Source organism: Paracoccus ferrooxidans (assembly GCF_029909815.1).
GTDB classification, from domain to species: Bacteria; Pseudomonadota; Alphaproteobacteria; order Rhodobacterales; family Rhodobacteraceae; genus Paracoccus; species Paracoccus versutus.
The window spans coordinates 1286460-1301438 of record NZ_CP038198.1; the positions used below are offsets into that span (position 1 = coordinate 1286460).

Sequence of the window (14979 nt, forward strand, 5' to 3'; positions counted from 1 at the left end):
TGCAGCCGGGATGGGCATGGACGAACTGACCGAACCCCTGACGCAGGGCAATCGCCGCGCGCTGTCCCGCGCGATCACGCTGATCGAAAGCACCCGCCCCGACCACCGCGCCCGCGCCGTCGCGCTGCTGGCCGCGCTGCCCGAGCGGCAGGCCCTGCGCATCGGCCTGTCGGGCACGCCGGGGGTCGGCAAGTCCACCTTCATCGAGGCCTTCGGCAAGATGCTGACCGCGCAGGGCCTCAAGGTCGCGGTCCTGGCCGTCGACCCCAGCTCGGCGCGCTCGGGCGGCTCGATCCTGGGCGACAAGACCCGGATGGAAACGCTCTCGCGCGACCCGAACGCCTTCATCCGCCCCTCGCCCTCGCGCGCGGAGCTCGGCGGCGTCGCCCGGCGCACCCGCGAAACCGTGCGGCTCTGCGAGGCGGCCGGCTTCGACGTGGTGCTGATCGAGACGGTGGGCGTCGGGCAAAGCGAAACCCTGGTGGCCGAGATGTCGGACCTGTTCATCCTGCTGCTCGCCCCCGCCGGCGGCGACGAGCTGCAGGGCGTCAAGCGCGGCATCATGGAGATCGCCGACATCATCCTGGTCAACAAGGCCGACGGCGATCTGCGCGAGACCGCGATGCGCACGGTGGCCGATTACGCCGGCGCGCTGCGGCTCTTGCGCAAGCGCCCCTACGACCCCGAGGGGTTCCCCAAGGCGCTGCCGGTTTCCGCCTATACCGGCGAGGGGCTGGAAAAGGCCTGGGCCAACATGACCTGGCTGGCCGACTGGCGGCGCGAGCACGGGTATTTCGACGCCCGCCGGGCCGAGCAGGCGCGGCACTGGTTCCTGTCCGAGCTGCGCGCCGGGCTCCTGGCGCGGCTCGACCGGCCCGAGGTGCGCGCCCGGCTGCGCGAGATGGGCGACGCGGTGGCGCGGGGCGAAAGCGACCCCGATTCGGCGGCGGCGCAGATGCTGGACTGGCTGGCCGCGCCCGAGGCCGGATCGTCCCGCCCCCGGTCGCTGCAGGGCGCATGAGCGCCGCGCTGGAAGACGCGCAGGATTTCCGCCAGGCCCTGCCGGCGCTGCTGGGCCAGGCCCCGGCGCCGGATGCCCGGCTGCTGGCGGGCTGGATCGACACGCCCCTGGGCGGCATGGTCGCCCTGGCCGACGACACGCACCTGCACCTGCTGGAATTTGCCGACCCCGCCCGGCTCGGGGCGGGGCTGCGCCGGGCGGCGCGGCACGCGAGGGCCGCGATCGGCTGCGGCCGCACCGCCGTCACCGACCGCGCCCAGGCGCAGCTTTCGGCCTATTTCTCGGGCCGTTGCGCCGGGTTCGAGCTGCCGCTGGCGCTGTCCGGCACCCCTTTCCAGAACCGGGTCTGGCAGGATCTGCAACAGATCCCCGCAGGCCGGACCATCAGCTATGCCGAGCTGGCGCGGCGCATCGGCCGGCCCACGGCCATCCGCGCCGTGGCGCGGGCCAACGGCGCCAACCCCTTCGCTGTGCTGATTCCCTGCCACCGGGTGATCGGCTCGGACGGCGCCCTGACCGGCTATGGTGGCGGGCTGTGGCGCAAGCAGGCGCTGATCGCGCATGAATCCACGCATTTCGCGGCATGAAGCGACGCGGCGGCAGCGGACGGCCCGGCGAAAACGCTTGACGCGCCCCCCGTCTCGCTTTATTCCGCGCAAACGGATTTCCGGGCGCTGCCACGCGGCGCCCTTTCATATTGCGGGCAGCCGCCCGTGCAGGATCGAATCGAAGGAACAAGATCATGTCGCGCGTTTGCGAACTGACCGGCAAGGGCCCGATGAGCGGCAACAACGTCTCCCACGCCAACAACAAGACCCGCCGCCGGTTTCTGCCCAACCTGAACGAAGTCTCGCTGCTGTCGGAAAAGCTGGGCCGCAGCTACCAGCTGCGCATCTCGGCCGCGGCCCTGCGCTCGGTCGATCACCGCGGCGGCCTGGACGCCTTCCTGGCGAAGGCCAAGGACGCGGAACTGTCCGACCGCGCGCTGAAGATCAAGCGCGAACTGGCGAAAGCCTGATCCCCTTCGACCGTGGCGCCGATTCGGGGCCGGTCCCATGCGATGCGCCCTGCCGGCGACGGCGGGGCCTTTGCATATGCCCCGGCCCGGCATCGGAACGCGCCACAGCCGCCCCGCCGCGGATCGGCGGCATCGTCCCGCACGATGTCCCGCGCGGTCCCCAGGGTCGGCGGGCACATCCTGTCCGGCCCTGTCCCGCCCGGCATCGACGGCGGCCGCGGCATGAAACGGCAAGCAGGCTTTGCCAGACGAGGCCGCGATGGGTGATCCGATTCGGGAACACAAGATCGGCTCCCTGACCGTCTTTTCCAATCATCCCGTCCTCGATCAGTTCGCCCGCGACATGCTGGCCGGCATCCGGGCGGAAAACCTTCCCGCCGCCCGGATCAACATCTATGTCGGCATCCATCGGAAATTCGGCCCCGCCCTGTTCCGCAGGGGGCTGCGGCTCGGCCTCCAGACCGAACATTACTTCGACGAAGACGGCCGTGCGATGTGGAGAAAGCCCCGCCCACGGCGGTTGCTGAAACAGCTGCTGTTCTATCACCTCATCCTGGACCTCAGCCCCGCCAACGCCCCCTATTACCGATGGCTTCCCGGCTTTCTGCGGCGCCGGGTGCTGTTCGGCCCGCATGTCTTTCCCTGCCGGCCGGTGCCCTATCGGGCCGGGCAACGCCCGCCGGTGTTCTTCGGCGCCCTCAACGACCGCAGGGCCAAGATCCTGGCCCGGCTGCCCAAGGATCATTGCCACGTGCTGTCCGAGACCTATGGCGCAGACCTGCACAAGGCCGTCTGCGACAGCCGCGGCGTCGTCAACATCCATTTCGCCGATGGCATCTATACCGAATATCCGCGGCTGCTGTCCTCGTATCTCGCCGGCAAGCCCGTGCTGTCCGAAAAGCTCGGCACGGAGCTGGTGGAGGGGCGGGATTACGGCACGCTGGGCCAGGACCACAGCGATCAGCAGCTCCGCGCGATCTTTTCGTCCTTCTGCGGCGGTTTCGCCGCCCGCCACCGGCTGACGGATTTCCTGCGCCGCATCGCCGGGCCATAGCCCCTCGCACAGGCGGGCCAGGCCGCGAAAGCCGGTGAACTCGGGGCCCGACCATGCTATCATCGCCGCAGCCGGGGCGGAGGGCTGGGCATGATCGGCGAGGATGTTCGCGGCGGCGTGGTGATCGGCATGCTGCTGGGCCTGGAAAAGGGGCGGCCGCTGGTGGTCTTTCCCGGCAATCCCTCGGCCCAGGCGGTCCCGGCGCGCAGTCTGGTGCGTTTCGATCCGGGCGACATCGGCGCCGAGCTTGCCATCCTGTTCGAGGATGGCGACGCGGCCCGGCCGCTGGTGATCGGCCGCATCGTCTCGGCCATGCCCGCCGGGCCGGTGGCGGTCGCCGATGGCGAGCCCTTGCGCATCACCGCCCAGCAGCGGATCGAGCTGCGCTGCGGCAAGGCCTCGATCGTGATGGAGGCGGACGGCCATATCACCATTCGCGGCACCTATCTGGTCAGCCACGCCTCGGCGGCGAACCGCATCCGGGGCGGCTCGATCAACCTGAACTGATGTATCCGCCCGCCCCCGCCCTGCCCGAGATCCTGCGTCAGCACGCCGAGCAGGCGGCCTTCCTGTGGACGCTCTACGACCGGGCGATGCTTTTCCCCGAGGAAAACCCCGAGATGGACGCCCTGCGCATCGCCCGCCTGCTGGAGCGGCTGGAGGCGCATCTGGACGGGCTGCGCATGGCCGGCGCCGAGGGGCTGCGCATGGCCGAGACGCGCATGGCCGAATATCCCGAACCGGGCGAACTGTTCGTGCTGCGCATGCTGCAGCCCGGCGCCGAGGGGCTGCGGGTGGCCGCGCTGGACCTGGACAAGGTCAGGGCCTATCTGGCCGGCCGGCTGGGTCAGCCGCCATAATCCGCCATGTCGAGCCGACGCAGGAAGATATTGCCGTCATAGCCCATCTCGAACCCCTCCCAGTTCTCGCCGTCGAAGATGAAGATCTCCTTCCAACCCGAGATCACCAGCTTTTCGGCCGAGGCGTGCATGAAAAATCCCTGCCCCAGATTGCGGAACGGACGCAGCGCGTTGCCCTCCTGCACGCTGATGCCATAGGAGGAATCGGTCCAGTAGCGGCGGCCCTTGAAACTGCAGATGCCGAAATAATCCCAAGGCGCAGCCTCCAACGGCGTCAATTCCTCGCCCATCAGCGCATAGGCGGTGCCCTCGGCGCCGCCGAAATGCATTGCACCATCGGCCGAGACCTCCAGGGCGTAGAAATTGCGCTGGTCGGGGATCTCCACCGGCACCCAGGCGCGGCCTTCCAGCCGCAGAAGCAACCCGCCATGGCCGCAGGCATGCACATCCTGGGCCGAACTGCCGTGAATGGCGCGCAACACCGCCAGATCATGGGGGGCGATCAACTCCCAGTCGCCGCCCGGTTCGCGGACATAGGCCACGCCGCGGTCGCCAAAGACGAATTGCGGGCCGCCCTCCAGATGCCAGATCCGCCGCAATACACCTTCGGGCAAGGCGGTGACGCTGTCGCCCGCAGGCGTCAGGTCATGGATCAACCCGCCCAGTTCCAGCACGACATGCCTGTCCGGCGCCAGCGTGGCATGGGAATTGATCGCGTCCTCGATCTGCAACCGCACCGTGAAGGTCAGCGTCTCGCCGAAGTCGATGTCGAGCAGGAAGGACCGCGAGAATTCGCAATGGATGTCGGTCAATTCGAAACTGGCGGCATAGTGCGTGCCGCCCAGGTGAAAGGCATCCACCGCCTCGATCCTCACCTCGGAAGGGTCGAGATCGTCCAGGGGATTGCCGGAAGGGGTGTCGGTATCGGCCATGTCAATTCCTCAACTGGGTATTCAGGACGTCCTGCGTCGATGGCTGGCTGGTCGAGCCGTCGGCATTCTGCTTGGGCTTGGCCACGCTTTGCAGATAGGTCACGATCACCACCTCGATGCATTCCAGCGCGGCCTTCTTTTCTTCTTCCGAGGTGGGCGGTTGCAGCTTGTCATGGTGATCGCCATAGGCTTGCTTGGTCTCGTCCAGCGCCTCGCGCACGGTCGGCTTGGGGCTCTTCTTCAAGAGATCACGGTTGGCCTTGGACTTCATCGGATGCGGCGCCCCCTTCATGCTGCCCGCGCCGCTTTTGGGGCTGCCATCGGGGTTCAGGTTGAAGGAGCGCATGCAGATGCAGGGCGCCTTGTCCACATGATAGCCAGGAAAGGCGGCATAATTCGTGCCGCCCCGCGATTTCTGCATCATCTGGTTTTCCAGCGGATGCTCGGACTGGTCGGGATGCTTGCAAGGGGACTTGCCATGTTCGTGCAGCTGCATTTCCAGCTTGTTCAGCAGCGTCACGCAATCGGCAAAGGCCTGGTTCGCCGCGCAGATCTCGGGGAAAGGCGGCGTCTGCCCGCCGGGCGAGGCATGGTTGTGCGTGGCAAGGTCGGAAAAGCGGATCACCGGCTCGCCGTCGAATTTCACGTCGTTCGACCACGAGGTGAAGTATTTCTTGCCGGTGTTCTTCGAGGTGATGATGCCCTTTTTCGCCGCGCAACCCGCCTCGGTCCCCGAGGTGCGGCTGACGTCGGACTTGTTCTTGATGTTCACCGTCTTGCCGCAGATGAACACCGTCCCGGTGCCGTTTTCCGTGTCCGAGGCCATGCCGAAGCTGGGATAGGGCACCGGCACGCCCGGCGGCGTCGCCGGGTTCTCGGGCGGGGTGAAGCAGGTGTCGGGAAAGGCGGCGATGGTCTGGGCGTTGACCGCCTTGCCGCTGATCTCCAGCCCGTTGGCGAAAACCCCGCTCATCGCGCCGCCCCCGTGGCAAAGCGATCCTCGGCCGAGACGCGCCGGGCGGCGCCGCGCGCCTCGTGCAGCACCGCCGCCCCGCAGGCGCCGTCGTCGCCCGAGGCATCGACCAGCACCGGCGAGCCCGGCGCATAGCCCCTGCGCACGGCCGCCAGCGCCATGCCCAGCATGGCGGGCACCACGGCCGCGCCGATATTGCCCAGGCTCTCGGCCGGGCTCCACAGGTCCTGGAAGGCCGAGCGGCCGCGTTCCAGCCGCAAGGTCATCAGCGCCGCCTGGCGGAAGAAATGCTGCTCGCCCGGCAGGTCCGAGATGCGGTATTCGACATGGGCAAGGTCGGTCTCGGCCTCGGCCAGGGCGGCGCGATAGGCCGCGGCCATGCCGTCGCCGCGCAGGGGCAGGTCCGCGCCCCCCTCGCCCCGGCCGTTGCCCAGGAAGGCCACCTCGCGCGCCAGGCCCAGCCCGGTCAGCCGCAGGGCGCCGCCCGGCCCCAGCAGCACCGCCGCCGCCGCCTCGCCGGGGATGAAGCCGTCGGCGTTGCCGTCCTGGAGCAGCCGCTCCAGCCCCGCGTAATGCGCCAGCGCCGGCCCGGTCAGGTAGCTGTCGAGCCCCAGCAGGATCACCCGCCCCGCCTGCCCCGCCGCGATCATGCGCCGCGCCCGCTCCAGCCCGACGAAGCCCGAGGGCCGGCCATGCGCCACCACATGCGCCCGCCGCTCGGGCAGGCCAAGGATCTGCGACAGCATCCGCAGCAGCGCCGAGGGATCGGGCACCGGGCGGCCGGGGCGGCCCTCCTCGGCCAGGCACAGGATCAGCGCGGCCTCGGCCGCGGCGGGTTCCTGGCGCAAGATGTCGGCCAAGGCGCCGGCGGCCAGATGCGCCATGCGCCGCTGGCCGATCCAGTTGCGTGGCAGCGGCACCGGCGCGCCGATACGCCAGCCGCCGGGCGCGGTAAAGCGCATCTCGGCGAACCCGTCCAGCCGCGCCCGCATCGCCGCCGCCGACGAGGCCCAGTCCAGCCCCACCGCCGTGACCATGCCCGCCGCCAGCACGCCGATCATGGACCGTTCCCCCCGTCCGCGCCCCCGCCCTCGCCCAGAACAGCCGCCAGGCGGATATAGCCGCGCCCCTCGCGCTCGGCCCGCAGCATGGCGGCGGTGGGCACGCCGATCCAGGCGCGCGAGAACTCGGCGATGGTGCGGCGGATCGGCACCTGCACGCGCCAGCTCAGCATCAAGACCCGCGCCTCGGCGTCGATGGCCAGCGTGTCGGGCAGCGCCACGGTGTCGAGGCAGCAGTCGCGCCCGCGCCAGACCCGGAACGGCAGCCGGGTGTCGGGCAGGCGGAACGCCTCGCGCCCGCGCGGGGTCAGATGCACCAGCACCACCGGCGTAAAAGGCGCGGGCGGCACGATCTGCTGGTCGGGGGGCGCCATCTGGTAGTAACGCTCGTCGAAGTCCCGCGGCAGGAAGGGCGCGGTTTCCGCCACCCAGCGCTCGTCATAGGTGCCGCCATAGGGCAGGCGCAGCGGCCAGCCGCGCCCGTAGGGCCCCAGCGCCATCGGCTGCCAGTCGCCATAGGGCGAGGTGATCTCCTGCCCCGGCGCCTCGGTATTGGGCAGCGCGAGGCCCGCCGGACTACCGCCCGCGGCGGTGGCCCAGCCCAGCCCCACCGGATTGGCGGCATGGACCGGCACGTCGGGGCCGGGCGGACGGCTGCGGTCGGGCCCGCCAAAGGCGGTGTCATAGGAAAACGGCATCCGCGTGAAGGGATAGGGCCGGGTCGCGGCAATGGCCGGCCCCAGCGTACGCCATTCGCGCTGGCCGACCACGTCGAACTGCTTGGACCAGTTGCCCACCGCCAGCCCCACGCGCAGCCGCTCGACCGGGCGGCCGCCGGGGGCATGGGCGGCGCCGTTCAGCACCACGTCGCAAAGAGGCTTGCGAAAGGCGAAATCGCTTTCCCAAAGCGGTGCGGAAAAGCCCGGCGCGCCGGTATATTCGTCGGCCATGACCAGCGGGCGCTGGTCCTGAAGCGGCAGGGGCGGGTCGCTTTCACGCTCGGGAAAGGCGAAGCTGCCCTTGACCACCAGCAGCATGAAGGCCTGCCCGGCCACGTCCATGCCGGTCCCCATCTGATGGGGAAAGCCGGTCTGGTCCAGGATCTGCACGGCACGCCTCAGTCCAGGGCATAGGCAAAGCCGTCCGGCCCGCCGGTCACCGTCACCCTGCCGATGCCGCGCCCCTCCAGCCTGGCGTCCAGCACCCGGCGACTGAGTTCGGGCAGGATCGCGCCGGTCAGGATGGCGTCGACCATGCGGCCGCCCGATTCGACCTCGGTGCAGCGGGCGCGGATCTGGTCCATGACGCCCGTGCCGATCACCAGCTCGGCGCCATGCGCGGCGGCCAGCCTGCGGCCGATGCCGACCAGCTTCTGCCCGGCGATGGCCTCGATCATCGCATCCGAAAGCGGCAGGTAGGGGATCGTCACCAGCCGCCCCAGCAGCGCCGGGGGAAACACCTTCAGCAGCGGCGGGCGCAGCGCGGCCGACAGGCTGTCGATCTCGATCCGGCTGCGGCCGGCATCGGTCAGCGCCATGATCTCGTCGGTGCCCACGTTCGAAGTCAGCAGGATCAGCGTGTTGCGAAAATCGATCCGCCGCCCCTCGCTGTCGTCCATCATCCCCTTGTCGAAGACCTGGAAAAAGATCTCGTGGACGTCGGGATGGGCCTTTTCCACCTCGTCGAGCAGGATCACCGAATAGGGCCGGCGCCGCACCGCCTCGGTCAGCACGCCGCCCTTGCCATAGCCGACATAGCCCGGCGGCGCGCCCTTGAGGGTCGAGACGGTATGCGCCTCCTGGAACTCGCTCATGTTGATGGAGATCAGGTTCTGCTCGCCGCCGTAAAGCGCATCGGCCAGGGCCAGCGCGGTCTCGGTCTTGCCGACGCCCGAGGGGCCGCAAAGCATGAAGACGCCCATCGGCTTTTCCGGTGCGCCCAGCCCGGCCATGCCGGTCTGGATGCGGCTGGCGATGGCGGCCATGGCATGGTCCTGCCCGACCACGCGCTGCGCAAGCAGGCCGGCAAGGCCCAGCGCACGCTCGGTCTGGCTGGCCAGCATCCGGCCCAGCGGGATGCCGGTCCAGTCCTGCACCACCGCCCCAACCGCCAGCCGGTCCACCGAGGGCAGGATCAGCGGCCGCTCGCCCTGCCGCTCCGCCAGCTCGGCCATCTTGGCGCGCAACAGCGACAGCCGCGCGGCCGGGTCAGGGTCCGGGGTTTCGGCATCCGCATCACCGGACAGCGCGGCCGCGGCAGGCGCATCGGGCGCGGCCCTGGCAGATGCCCCCTCGGCGGCGATTTCGGCGGCCTCGCCCCCGGCTTCCGCCCCGGTCTCGTCCAGCGCCATGCCCTCGCCGCGCAGCTCGGCCCGCAGCGAAAGGATGTCGGAGACCAGCGCCTTTTCCGCCTCCCAGCGTTCCAGCGCGGCGGCGCGCTCGGCCTCGGCCGCGGCGCGGGCGGCGTCGTTGGCGGCCTGGCGCTCGGTCGTGTCGATGCCGATGGCGGCCTCGCGGGCGATGATGCCCGCCTCGATCTCCAGCGCCTGCAGGCGGCGCTCCAGATCCTCCAGCTCCGCCGGCGTCGCGTGCTGGCTGACGGCGACGCGGGCGCAGGCGGTGTCGAGCAGGCTGATCGCCTTGTCCGGCAATTGCCGCGCCGGGATATAGCGATGCGACAGCGAGACGGCCGCACCGATCGCCTCGTCCAGGATCTCGACCCGGTGATGCCGTTCCAGCACGCCCGCCACGCCGCGCAGCATCCCGACCGCGGCGGCTTCCGAAGGCTCCTCGACCTTCACCACCTGGAAGCGCCGGGTCAGCGCCGGGTCTTTCTCGATATGCTGCTTGTATTCGGCCCAGGTGGTGGCGGCGACGGTGCGCAGCTCGCCCCGCGCCAGCGCCGGTTTCAACAGGTTCGCGGCATCGCCCGTCCCCGCCGCGCCCCCGGCGCCGATCAGCGTATGCGCCTCGTCGATGAACAGGATCACCGATTTCGCCGAGGCCTGCACCTCGTCGATCACCGCTTTCAGCCGCTTCTCGAACTCGCCCTTGACGCTCGCGCCGGCCTGCATCAGCCCGATGTCCAGCAGCCACAGATCGACCGCCGCCAGCTGCGGCGGCACGTCGCCGCGCGCCAGCCGCAGGGCAAAGCCCTCGACCACGGCGGTCTTGCCCACCCCGGCCTCGCCGGTCAGGATCGGGTTGTTCTGCCGCCGCCGCATCAGGATGTCGATGATCTGGCGGATTTCCGGGTCGCGGCCGACCACCGGGTCGATCTTGCCGGCGCGCGCCCGCTCGGTCAGGTTGGTGGCGTATTTCGCCAGCGCCCCTTCGGGCGGTTTCGGCACATTGGCCGGCGCGGGCTCGGGCGGGGCCGCCGGTTCGGCCTCGGCCGAGCCGGCCAGGATACCGGGCAGGTCCGGCGCCAGGCGGTCGGGGTCGATGCGGCCGAATTCCGGGCTGATGCGCAGCAGCAAGCCTTCCAGCACCGGGGTCTTGAGGCAGGCGACCAGGATGTCGCCCGAGCGCACGCGGTCGGTGCCCCGCTCCAGCGCCGCCAGCGTCCAGCCCTCCTGGATGGCGTGGAAGATATGGTCGGAAAACTCCTCGACCGCGCTGGCCCCGCGCGGCAAGGCGTCGAGCGCGCGGGCCAGGTCGCCCTCCAGCCGCGCCGCATCGACCCCGGCCGCGGCGGCGATCAGCGCCAGGTCCGAATCCGCCGCCCCCGCCAGGGCGGCGATGAAATGCACCAGCTCGACATAGGGATTGCCGCGCGCCTTGGCGTTGCGCGCCCCTTCGGAAAACGCCCGCAGGCACAGCGCATCCAGCCGGCCGACCAGTTCCTTGCGCTTGACGGTTTCTCGGGATCCTCTGGCGGGGGCACGGGGCGTCACGGTCGTCATCCTGGCCATCCTTGCAAAGCTGGCAAAAGAACCGGAGCGATAAAACGGGCTTGCCAGGGGCAGGCTCGGGGGGAAATGATCCTAGGGGAAAGTGTATTTCAAAACCGCGGCTTTCGGAAATCTTTTCGCAAGGAGCCGGCCATGGCCAGCCTGCCGCAAAAGGGAACGTCGCCATGATCCCGGCCCTGCCGGGGGACATCTTCCGCGAGGGCCAGGTGCTCAACAACACCTGGGCCGTCGAGGGCGTGCTGGGCCGCGGCGGCACCGGCGAGGTCTATCGCGCCAAAAGCCTCGTCACCGGCCGGGTGGTGGCGATCAAGGCGCTTTCGGCCGGCTTTTCCGGCGACGAGGGCTATCTTGAGCTGATGCGCCGCGAAGAGGCGATGCGCGACATCCTGCACGACGCCGTGGTGCGCTACAGCGACTGCTCGCGCACGCCCGAGGGCCATGTCTTTCTGGTCATGGACTTCATCGACGGCCCGGCGCTGTCCGAGGTGATGGCCGAACGGCGGCTGGGCACGCGCGACTTGCTGATCGTCGCGCATCGCGTGGCCGAGGGGCTGGTCGCCGCCCATGCCCGCGGCGTGGTGCATCGCGACCTGTCGCCCGACAACGTCATCCTGCGCGACGGCCGGGTCGAGGGCGCGACGGTGATCGACTTCGGCATCGCCAAGGACACCGCCGCCGGGGCGCATACCGTGGTCGGCAACCAGTTCGCCGGCAAATACGAATATGCCGCGCCCGAACAGTTCGACGGCAAGGCCGAGCCGGCCAGCGACCTTTATGCGCTCGGCGCGCTGCTGCTGGCGGCGGCGCGGGGCGAGGTGCCCTTTGCCGGCGCGACGCCGGGTGAGATGATCCGCCGCAAGGCCGAGCCCCTGGACGTGACCGGCCTGCCCGAACCGCTGGCCGGGCTGATCCTGTGGCTTTCGGCGCCGCGCATCGGGGAACGCGCGCCCTCGGCCGCCGCGGTGGTGGCGCGGCTGGACGCGCTGCTGAAGGGGGCCGAGGCCGCGCCGGCCCGCAAGGGCGCCGCGCCGCGCCCGCAGCCGGCGCGCAAGGCGGGCGGCGGGCAGCGCTGGCTGGTCCTGCTGCTTCTGGCCGTGGTGCTGGCCGGCGGGTTCCTGGCCGCAAGGCCGCTGCTTTTCCCCGCCCTGCCGCTGGTCCAGCCCTGGCGGCTGGAGGCGGCGGGGGGCGAGGCGCCGCGGCTGTCCGGCCCGGCGCCGGATGCGGCCAGCGCCGCGCGGATCGCCGCCGCCTTCGCCGCCGCCGCCGGCGGCAGCCCGCCGCAGGACGCACTGGCCCCGGCGCGCGGCATGCCCGCGCCCGGCTGGGCCGAGGCGGTCGAGCGGCTTTTCCCGCAATTGCAGGGCTTGCAGGACTGGACGGTCCTTGTCACCGACCTGCGCGCCGAGATCGCCGGCAGCGCCCCCACCCCGGCCGAGCGCGACGCCATCGCCGCCCGGCTGGCGGAATGGGCGCGGGCCTCGGGCATGGAGCTGGTGCCGCGGCTTGCCGCCGGCCCCGCCCTGCTGATGCCCGCCGATCTGGACGCGCTGCTGGCCGGCGCCGCCCGCTGCGGCCCGCTGACCAGCGACCTGCCCCAGGGCGGCGCCCCGCCCGGCGCCGGCGTCGCGATCCGCGGCGCCCTGCCCGATGCCGCCGCCGCCGCGGCCCTGGCCGAGGCGCTGCGCCCGGCCCTGGGCGAGCGCGCCCTGCGACTGGAGACCGAGACGCTGAGCCCCTCGCTTTGCCGGATCCGCGCAGCGGCGGCGGGCCTGCCCGAGGGCGGCATCGGCATCCGCCTGTCCGAGGCGCGCCGGCCCGAGCCCTCGCTGACCGGCATCTATCGCCCCGGCGACAACCCGGTCGCGGACGTGCTGATCCCTGCCGAACTGGCCGCGACGCCCGGCGCCGAGCTTTGGGTCGCGGTCGAGGAAACCGGCAAGGTCTTCAACGTCCTGCCCAACATGGCCGACCAGGAAACCCGGCTGGACCGCATCGGCCAGCCCGAAGGCGCGCTCAGCCGCGTGCGCGTGCTCTGGCCCGCCGAGGATGCAGGCCTGGGGCCGGGACGCATCGCCTTTCGCGTGAACGACCGCGATTTCGGCAAGGCGGGGATCTTTGCCTTCGTCACCCGCGGCCCGCTTTTCGACGAGCGCCGGCCGGGCGACGAATCCGCCGACGCCTTTGCCGAGGCGCTGGCGGCGCGGCGCGCGGCCGATCCGCAGCGCATCCTGGCCGCCACCCAGCGCATCCTGGACCTGCGGCCCTGACCGCGCCAAGGCCGGGGGCACGCCCCAGCCAGGGGGCGCCGCCGCCGATCCGCAGGATTTCATTGCGCAAAGCCGCAGTCCATGAGATGATTTTCCCATTTCGAGAAGAACATAATGCGGCCTTTGAAAAGGTTTCCCCTATGTTTCTCGCTCCGCTCGCCGTGCCGGATTCCGCCGGGTTGGATCTTCGCAACGACATGAGGTTTCTGGCGCTCGAAAGGGCGCTGGACGGGGCCTCTCGGGCGGCACGGGCCGAACAGCTGGCCAAGGGCAATACCGGCGACGTGGCGCTGGACTGGGCGCATCTGCTGGACGAGGCCGAGGCGCTGGCCCAGGCCGGCCGCGACCTGCGCCTGCTGGTCGTCGTGGCGCGGATCATGACCAACCTGCGCGGCGCGGAGGGGCTGGCCGAGGGGCTGGACCTGCTGGCCGAGACGTTGGAAACCTGGTGGGACCACCTGCATCCCGCCCTGCGCGAGGGCCAATTGGTGCGCGAGGCCGCGCTGCGCCGGATCAACGCGCTCTACCAGATCGAGAATGCCGATGCCGGCATCCTGGGCGATCTGGAGTTCAACACCGTGCTGGTCCCGCGCGGCCTGCCCGCGGTCTCGGGCGGGGATCTGGCGGCGGGGGCGGTCACGGCCTCGGTGCTGGCGGCCGAGGGGCCGACGGGGCTTTCGGCCGCCGAACAGGCCGACCGCGCCGCCCGCCATGACGCCAGGGCGACGCGGGTGCTGACCGCCTGCCGCGCCCTGCGCGACACCGAGCCCGAGGCGGTGGCGCAGCTGGAAACCGGGCTTGCGGCCGCGCTGGCGGCGCTGGCCCGGCTGGAGGCGGCCCTGGCCGCGCGCATCGGGGACGACCCGCCGACCCGCTTCCCGGCGCTGCGCCGGATGCTGGAGCGGATGGCGGCGACGCTGGCCAGCCCCGAGGCGCAGTTCAGCCGCCCCACGCAGCCAGCGGCGCAGGCGCAGGCCAATGCGCCTGCGGCACCGTCCGCGCAAACGCCCGCCCCCGCGGCCGTTGCCACCGCGCCCGCATCGGCAGGCCTGCCGGCAAGGCTGGCCTCGCGTGCCGAGGTCGCGACCTGTCTCGACCTGATCATCGATTTCTACGAACGCAACGAACCCGCCTCGCCTTTGCCGCATCTGGCGCGGCGGATGAAGAAGATGGTGCCGATGAACTTCCTGCAGCTGATGGAGGAACTGGCGCCGGGAGGGATGAAGGAATTCCGCAATGTCGCCGGAGTGGCCGAGGACAAGGGACGCTGACGGCAGGGCGCAATCGGGGCCGGCGCCGCGATGGCGCCGCGACAGGGAGTAACCCGCGATGAGCGAGAGCAAGGCCAAGGTAATCGAGCGCAATCGCGCCCCCAGGGTGCAGATCGCCTATGACGTCGAGCATTACGGCAGCCCGACCACCATCGAACTGCCCTTCGTCATGGGGGTGATGGCGGATCTGGCGGGCAAGTCCACCTCGCGCGAGGCGCAGAAGCCGCCCGCCGAACGGTCCTTCGTCGAGGTGGATGCCGGCCGCTTCCCCGCCTTCATGGAGGCGCTTTCGCCCCGCGTCACCGCCCGCATCCCCAACCGCCTGCCCCGCAAGGAGGGCGAGGAGGCCGGCGCGGAGGAAGAAGAGATGTTCGTGGACCTGACCTTTCGCAACATGGGCGATTTCGCCCCCGACCGCATCGCCGAGCAGATCCCCGAACTGGCCGAGCTGATGAAGATGCGCCGCAAGCTCGAGGAACTGCTGAGCTACATGGACGGCAAGGCCAGCGCCGAAAAGCGCATCGCCCAGCTTCTGAACGACGAGCCGCTGCTGGCCCGCGTCGCCGAGCAGGCGGTGGCCCCCGGCGGCGACGGGACGGAGGGCTGAGC

Annotated in this window: 14 protein-coding genes; 9 read left to right on the top strand and 5 right to left on the bottom strand. The window is 70.9% G+C overall.

Annotated features, from left to right (window positions below; translation table 11 throughout):
• Positions 1-10 precede the first annotated feature (10 nt).
• From meaB to E3U26_RS06515, 6 genes are all read left to right on the top strand, one after another.
• Positions 11-1021: a methylmalonyl Co-A mutase-associated GTPase MeaB gene (gene meaB, locus E3U26_RS06490; protein ID WP_499104587.1), complete on the top strand. Its 1011-nt coding sequence runs from the start codon at positions 11-13 to the stop codon at positions 1019-1021.
• Positions 1018-1608, top strand: a complete 591-nt coding sequence (locus E3U26_RS06495; RefSeq protein WP_499104588.1) for a methylated-DNA--[protein]-cysteine S-methyltransferase — start codon at positions 1018-1020, stop codon at positions 1606-1608. Before meaB ends, E3U26_RS06495 begins: the two co-directional genes overlap by 4 nt.
• Before the next feature lie 155 nt (positions 1609-1763).
• The gene (gene rpmB / locus E3U26_RS06500) at positions 1764-2039 is read left to right on the top strand and encodes a 50S ribosomal protein L28 (RefSeq protein WP_011748713.1); all 276 of its coding nucleotides are present in this window, start codon (positions 1764-1766) and stop codon (positions 2037-2039) included.
• Between the two features lie 259 nt (positions 2040-2298).
• The gene (locus E3U26_RS06505; RefSeq protein WP_499104589.1) at positions 2299-3093 is read left to right on the top strand and encodes a hypothetical protein; all 795 of its coding nucleotides are present in this window, start codon (positions 2299-2301) and stop codon (positions 3091-3093) included.
• Between the two features lie 90 nt (positions 3094-3183).
• Positions 3184-3600 (top strand): DUF6484 domain-containing protein, encoded by a 417-nt coding sequence (locus E3U26_RS06510; RefSeq protein WP_449045990.1) that lies wholly within the window; start codon positions 3184-3186, stop codon positions 3598-3600.
• Positions 3600-3953 carry a hypothetical protein gene (locus tag E3U26_RS06515; RefSeq protein ID WP_499104590.1) on the top strand — a complete coding sequence of 118 codons (354 nt, stop codon included), beginning with the start codon at positions 3600-3602 and terminating at the stop codon, positions 3951-3953. Before E3U26_RS06510 ends, E3U26_RS06515 begins: the two co-directional genes overlap by 1 nt.
• On the opposite strand, the gene E3U26_RS06520 is transcribed toward E3U26_RS06515, so the two are convergent.
• The 5 genes from E3U26_RS06520 to tssH are packed head-to-tail and all read right to left on the bottom strand — an operon-like array spanning position 3941 to position 10823.
• Entirely contained in the window at positions 3941-4885 is a 945-nt protein-coding gene (locus E3U26_RS06520; protein ID WP_499104591.1) for a hypothetical protein, read from the bottom strand. The genes E3U26_RS06515 and E3U26_RS06520 overlap by 13 nt on opposite strands.
• 1 nt (position 4886) lies before the next feature.
• Positions 4887-5858: a DUF4150 domain-containing protein gene (locus E3U26_RS06525; protein WP_116221969.1), complete on the bottom strand. Its 972-nt coding sequence runs from the start codon at positions 5856-5858 to the stop codon at positions 4887-4889.
• A complete protein-coding gene (locus E3U26_RS06530) occupies positions 5855-6919 on the bottom strand; it encodes a 3-oxoacyl-ACP synthase (protein WP_499104592.1) in 1065 nt (354 codons plus the stop codon). Before E3U26_RS06530 ends, E3U26_RS06525 begins: the two co-directional genes overlap by 4 nt.
• Positions 6916-8028, bottom strand: coding sequence for a DUF2169 family type VI secretion system accessory protein (locus E3U26_RS06535; protein ID WP_499104593.1), 1113 nt, complete (start codon positions 8026-8028; stop codon positions 6916-6918). Before E3U26_RS06535 ends, E3U26_RS06530 begins: the two co-directional genes overlap by 4 nt.
• Positions 8029-8036: 8 nt before the next feature.
• Positions 8037-10823, bottom strand: a complete 2787-nt coding sequence (gene tssH / locus E3U26_RS06540) for a type VI secretion system ATPase TssH (RefSeq protein WP_499104594.1) — start codon at positions 10821-10823, stop codon at positions 8037-8039.
• Positions 10824-10996: 173 nt separating this feature from the next.
• On the opposite strand from tssH, the gene E3U26_RS06545 reads away from it, so the two are divergent.
• The 3 genes from E3U26_RS06545 (at position 10997) to tssB (ending at position 14977) form a co-directional block, all read left to right on the top strand.
• On the top strand, positions 10997-13099 hold the full coding sequence (locus E3U26_RS06545; RefSeq protein WP_499104595.1) for a serine/threonine protein kinase: 2103 nt from the start codon (positions 10997-10999) through the stop codon (positions 13097-13099).
• A 197-nt stretch (positions 13100-13296) separates the two neighbouring features.
• Complete coding sequence (locus E3U26_RS06550) at positions 13297-14370, top strand: type VI secretion system protein TssA (RefSeq protein ID WP_499104596.1); 1074 nt, start codon at positions 13297-13299, stop codon at positions 14368-14370.
• A 58-nt stretch (positions 14371-14428) separates the two neighbouring features.
• The gene (gene tssB, locus E3U26_RS06555; RefSeq protein ID WP_036760983.1) at positions 14429-14977 is read left to right on the top strand and encodes a type VI secretion system contractile sheath small subunit; all 549 of its coding nucleotides are present in this window, start codon (positions 14429-14431) and stop codon (positions 14975-14977) included.
• Positions 14978-14979: the final 2 nt, after the last annotated feature.

Excerpts from the sequence above, each read along its gene's own strand:
- meaB (WP_499104587.1), top strand. The coding sequence starts at position 11 with ATGGGCATGGACGAACTGACCGAACCCCTGACGCAGGGCAATCGCCGC.
- E3U26_RS06495 (WP_499104588.1), top strand. The coding sequence starts at position 1,018 with ATGAGCGCCGCGCTGGAAGACGCGCAGGATTTCCGCCAGGCCCTGCCG.
- rpmB (WP_011748713.1), top strand. The coding sequence starts at position 1,764 with ATGTCGCGCGTTTGCGAACTGACCGGCAAGGGCCCGATGAGCGGCAAC.
- E3U26_RS06505 (WP_499104589.1), top strand. The coding sequence starts at position 2,299 with ATGGGTGATCCGATTCGGGAACACAAGATCGGCTCCCTGACCGTCTTT.
- E3U26_RS06510 (WP_449045990.1), top strand. The coding sequence starts at position 3,184 with ATGATCGGCGAGGATGTTCGCGGCGGCGTGGTGATCGGCATGCTGCTG.
- E3U26_RS06515 (WP_499104590.1), top strand. The coding sequence starts at position 3,600 with ATGTATCCGCCCGCCCCCGCCCTGCCCGAGATCCTGCGTCAGCACGCC.
- E3U26_RS06520 (WP_499104591.1), bottom strand. The coding sequence starts at position 4,885 with ATGGCCGATACCGACACCCCTTCCGGCAATCCCCTGGACGATCTCGAC.
- E3U26_RS06525 (WP_116221969.1), bottom strand. The coding sequence starts at position 5,858 with ATGAGCGGGGTTTTCGCCAACGGGCTGGAGATCAGCGGCAAGGCGGTC.
- E3U26_RS06530 (WP_499104592.1), bottom strand. The coding sequence starts at position 6,919 with ATGATCGGCGTGCTGGCGGCGGGCATGGTCACGGCGGTGGGGCTGGAC.
- tssH (WP_499104594.1), bottom strand. The coding sequence starts at position 10,823 with ATGACGACCGTGACGCCCCGTGCCCCCGCCAGAGGATCCCGAGAAACC.
- E3U26_RS06545 (WP_499104595.1), top strand. The coding sequence starts at position 10,997 with ATGATCCCGGCCCTGCCGGGGGACATCTTCCGCGAGGGCCAGGTGCTC.
- E3U26_RS06550 (WP_499104596.1), top strand. The coding sequence starts at position 13,297 with ATGAGGTTTCTGGCGCTCGAAAGGGCGCTGGACGGGGCCTCTCGGGCG.
- tssB (WP_036760983.1), top strand. The coding sequence starts at position 14,429 with ATGAGCGAGAGCAAGGCCAAGGTAATCGAGCGCAATCGCGCCCCCAGG.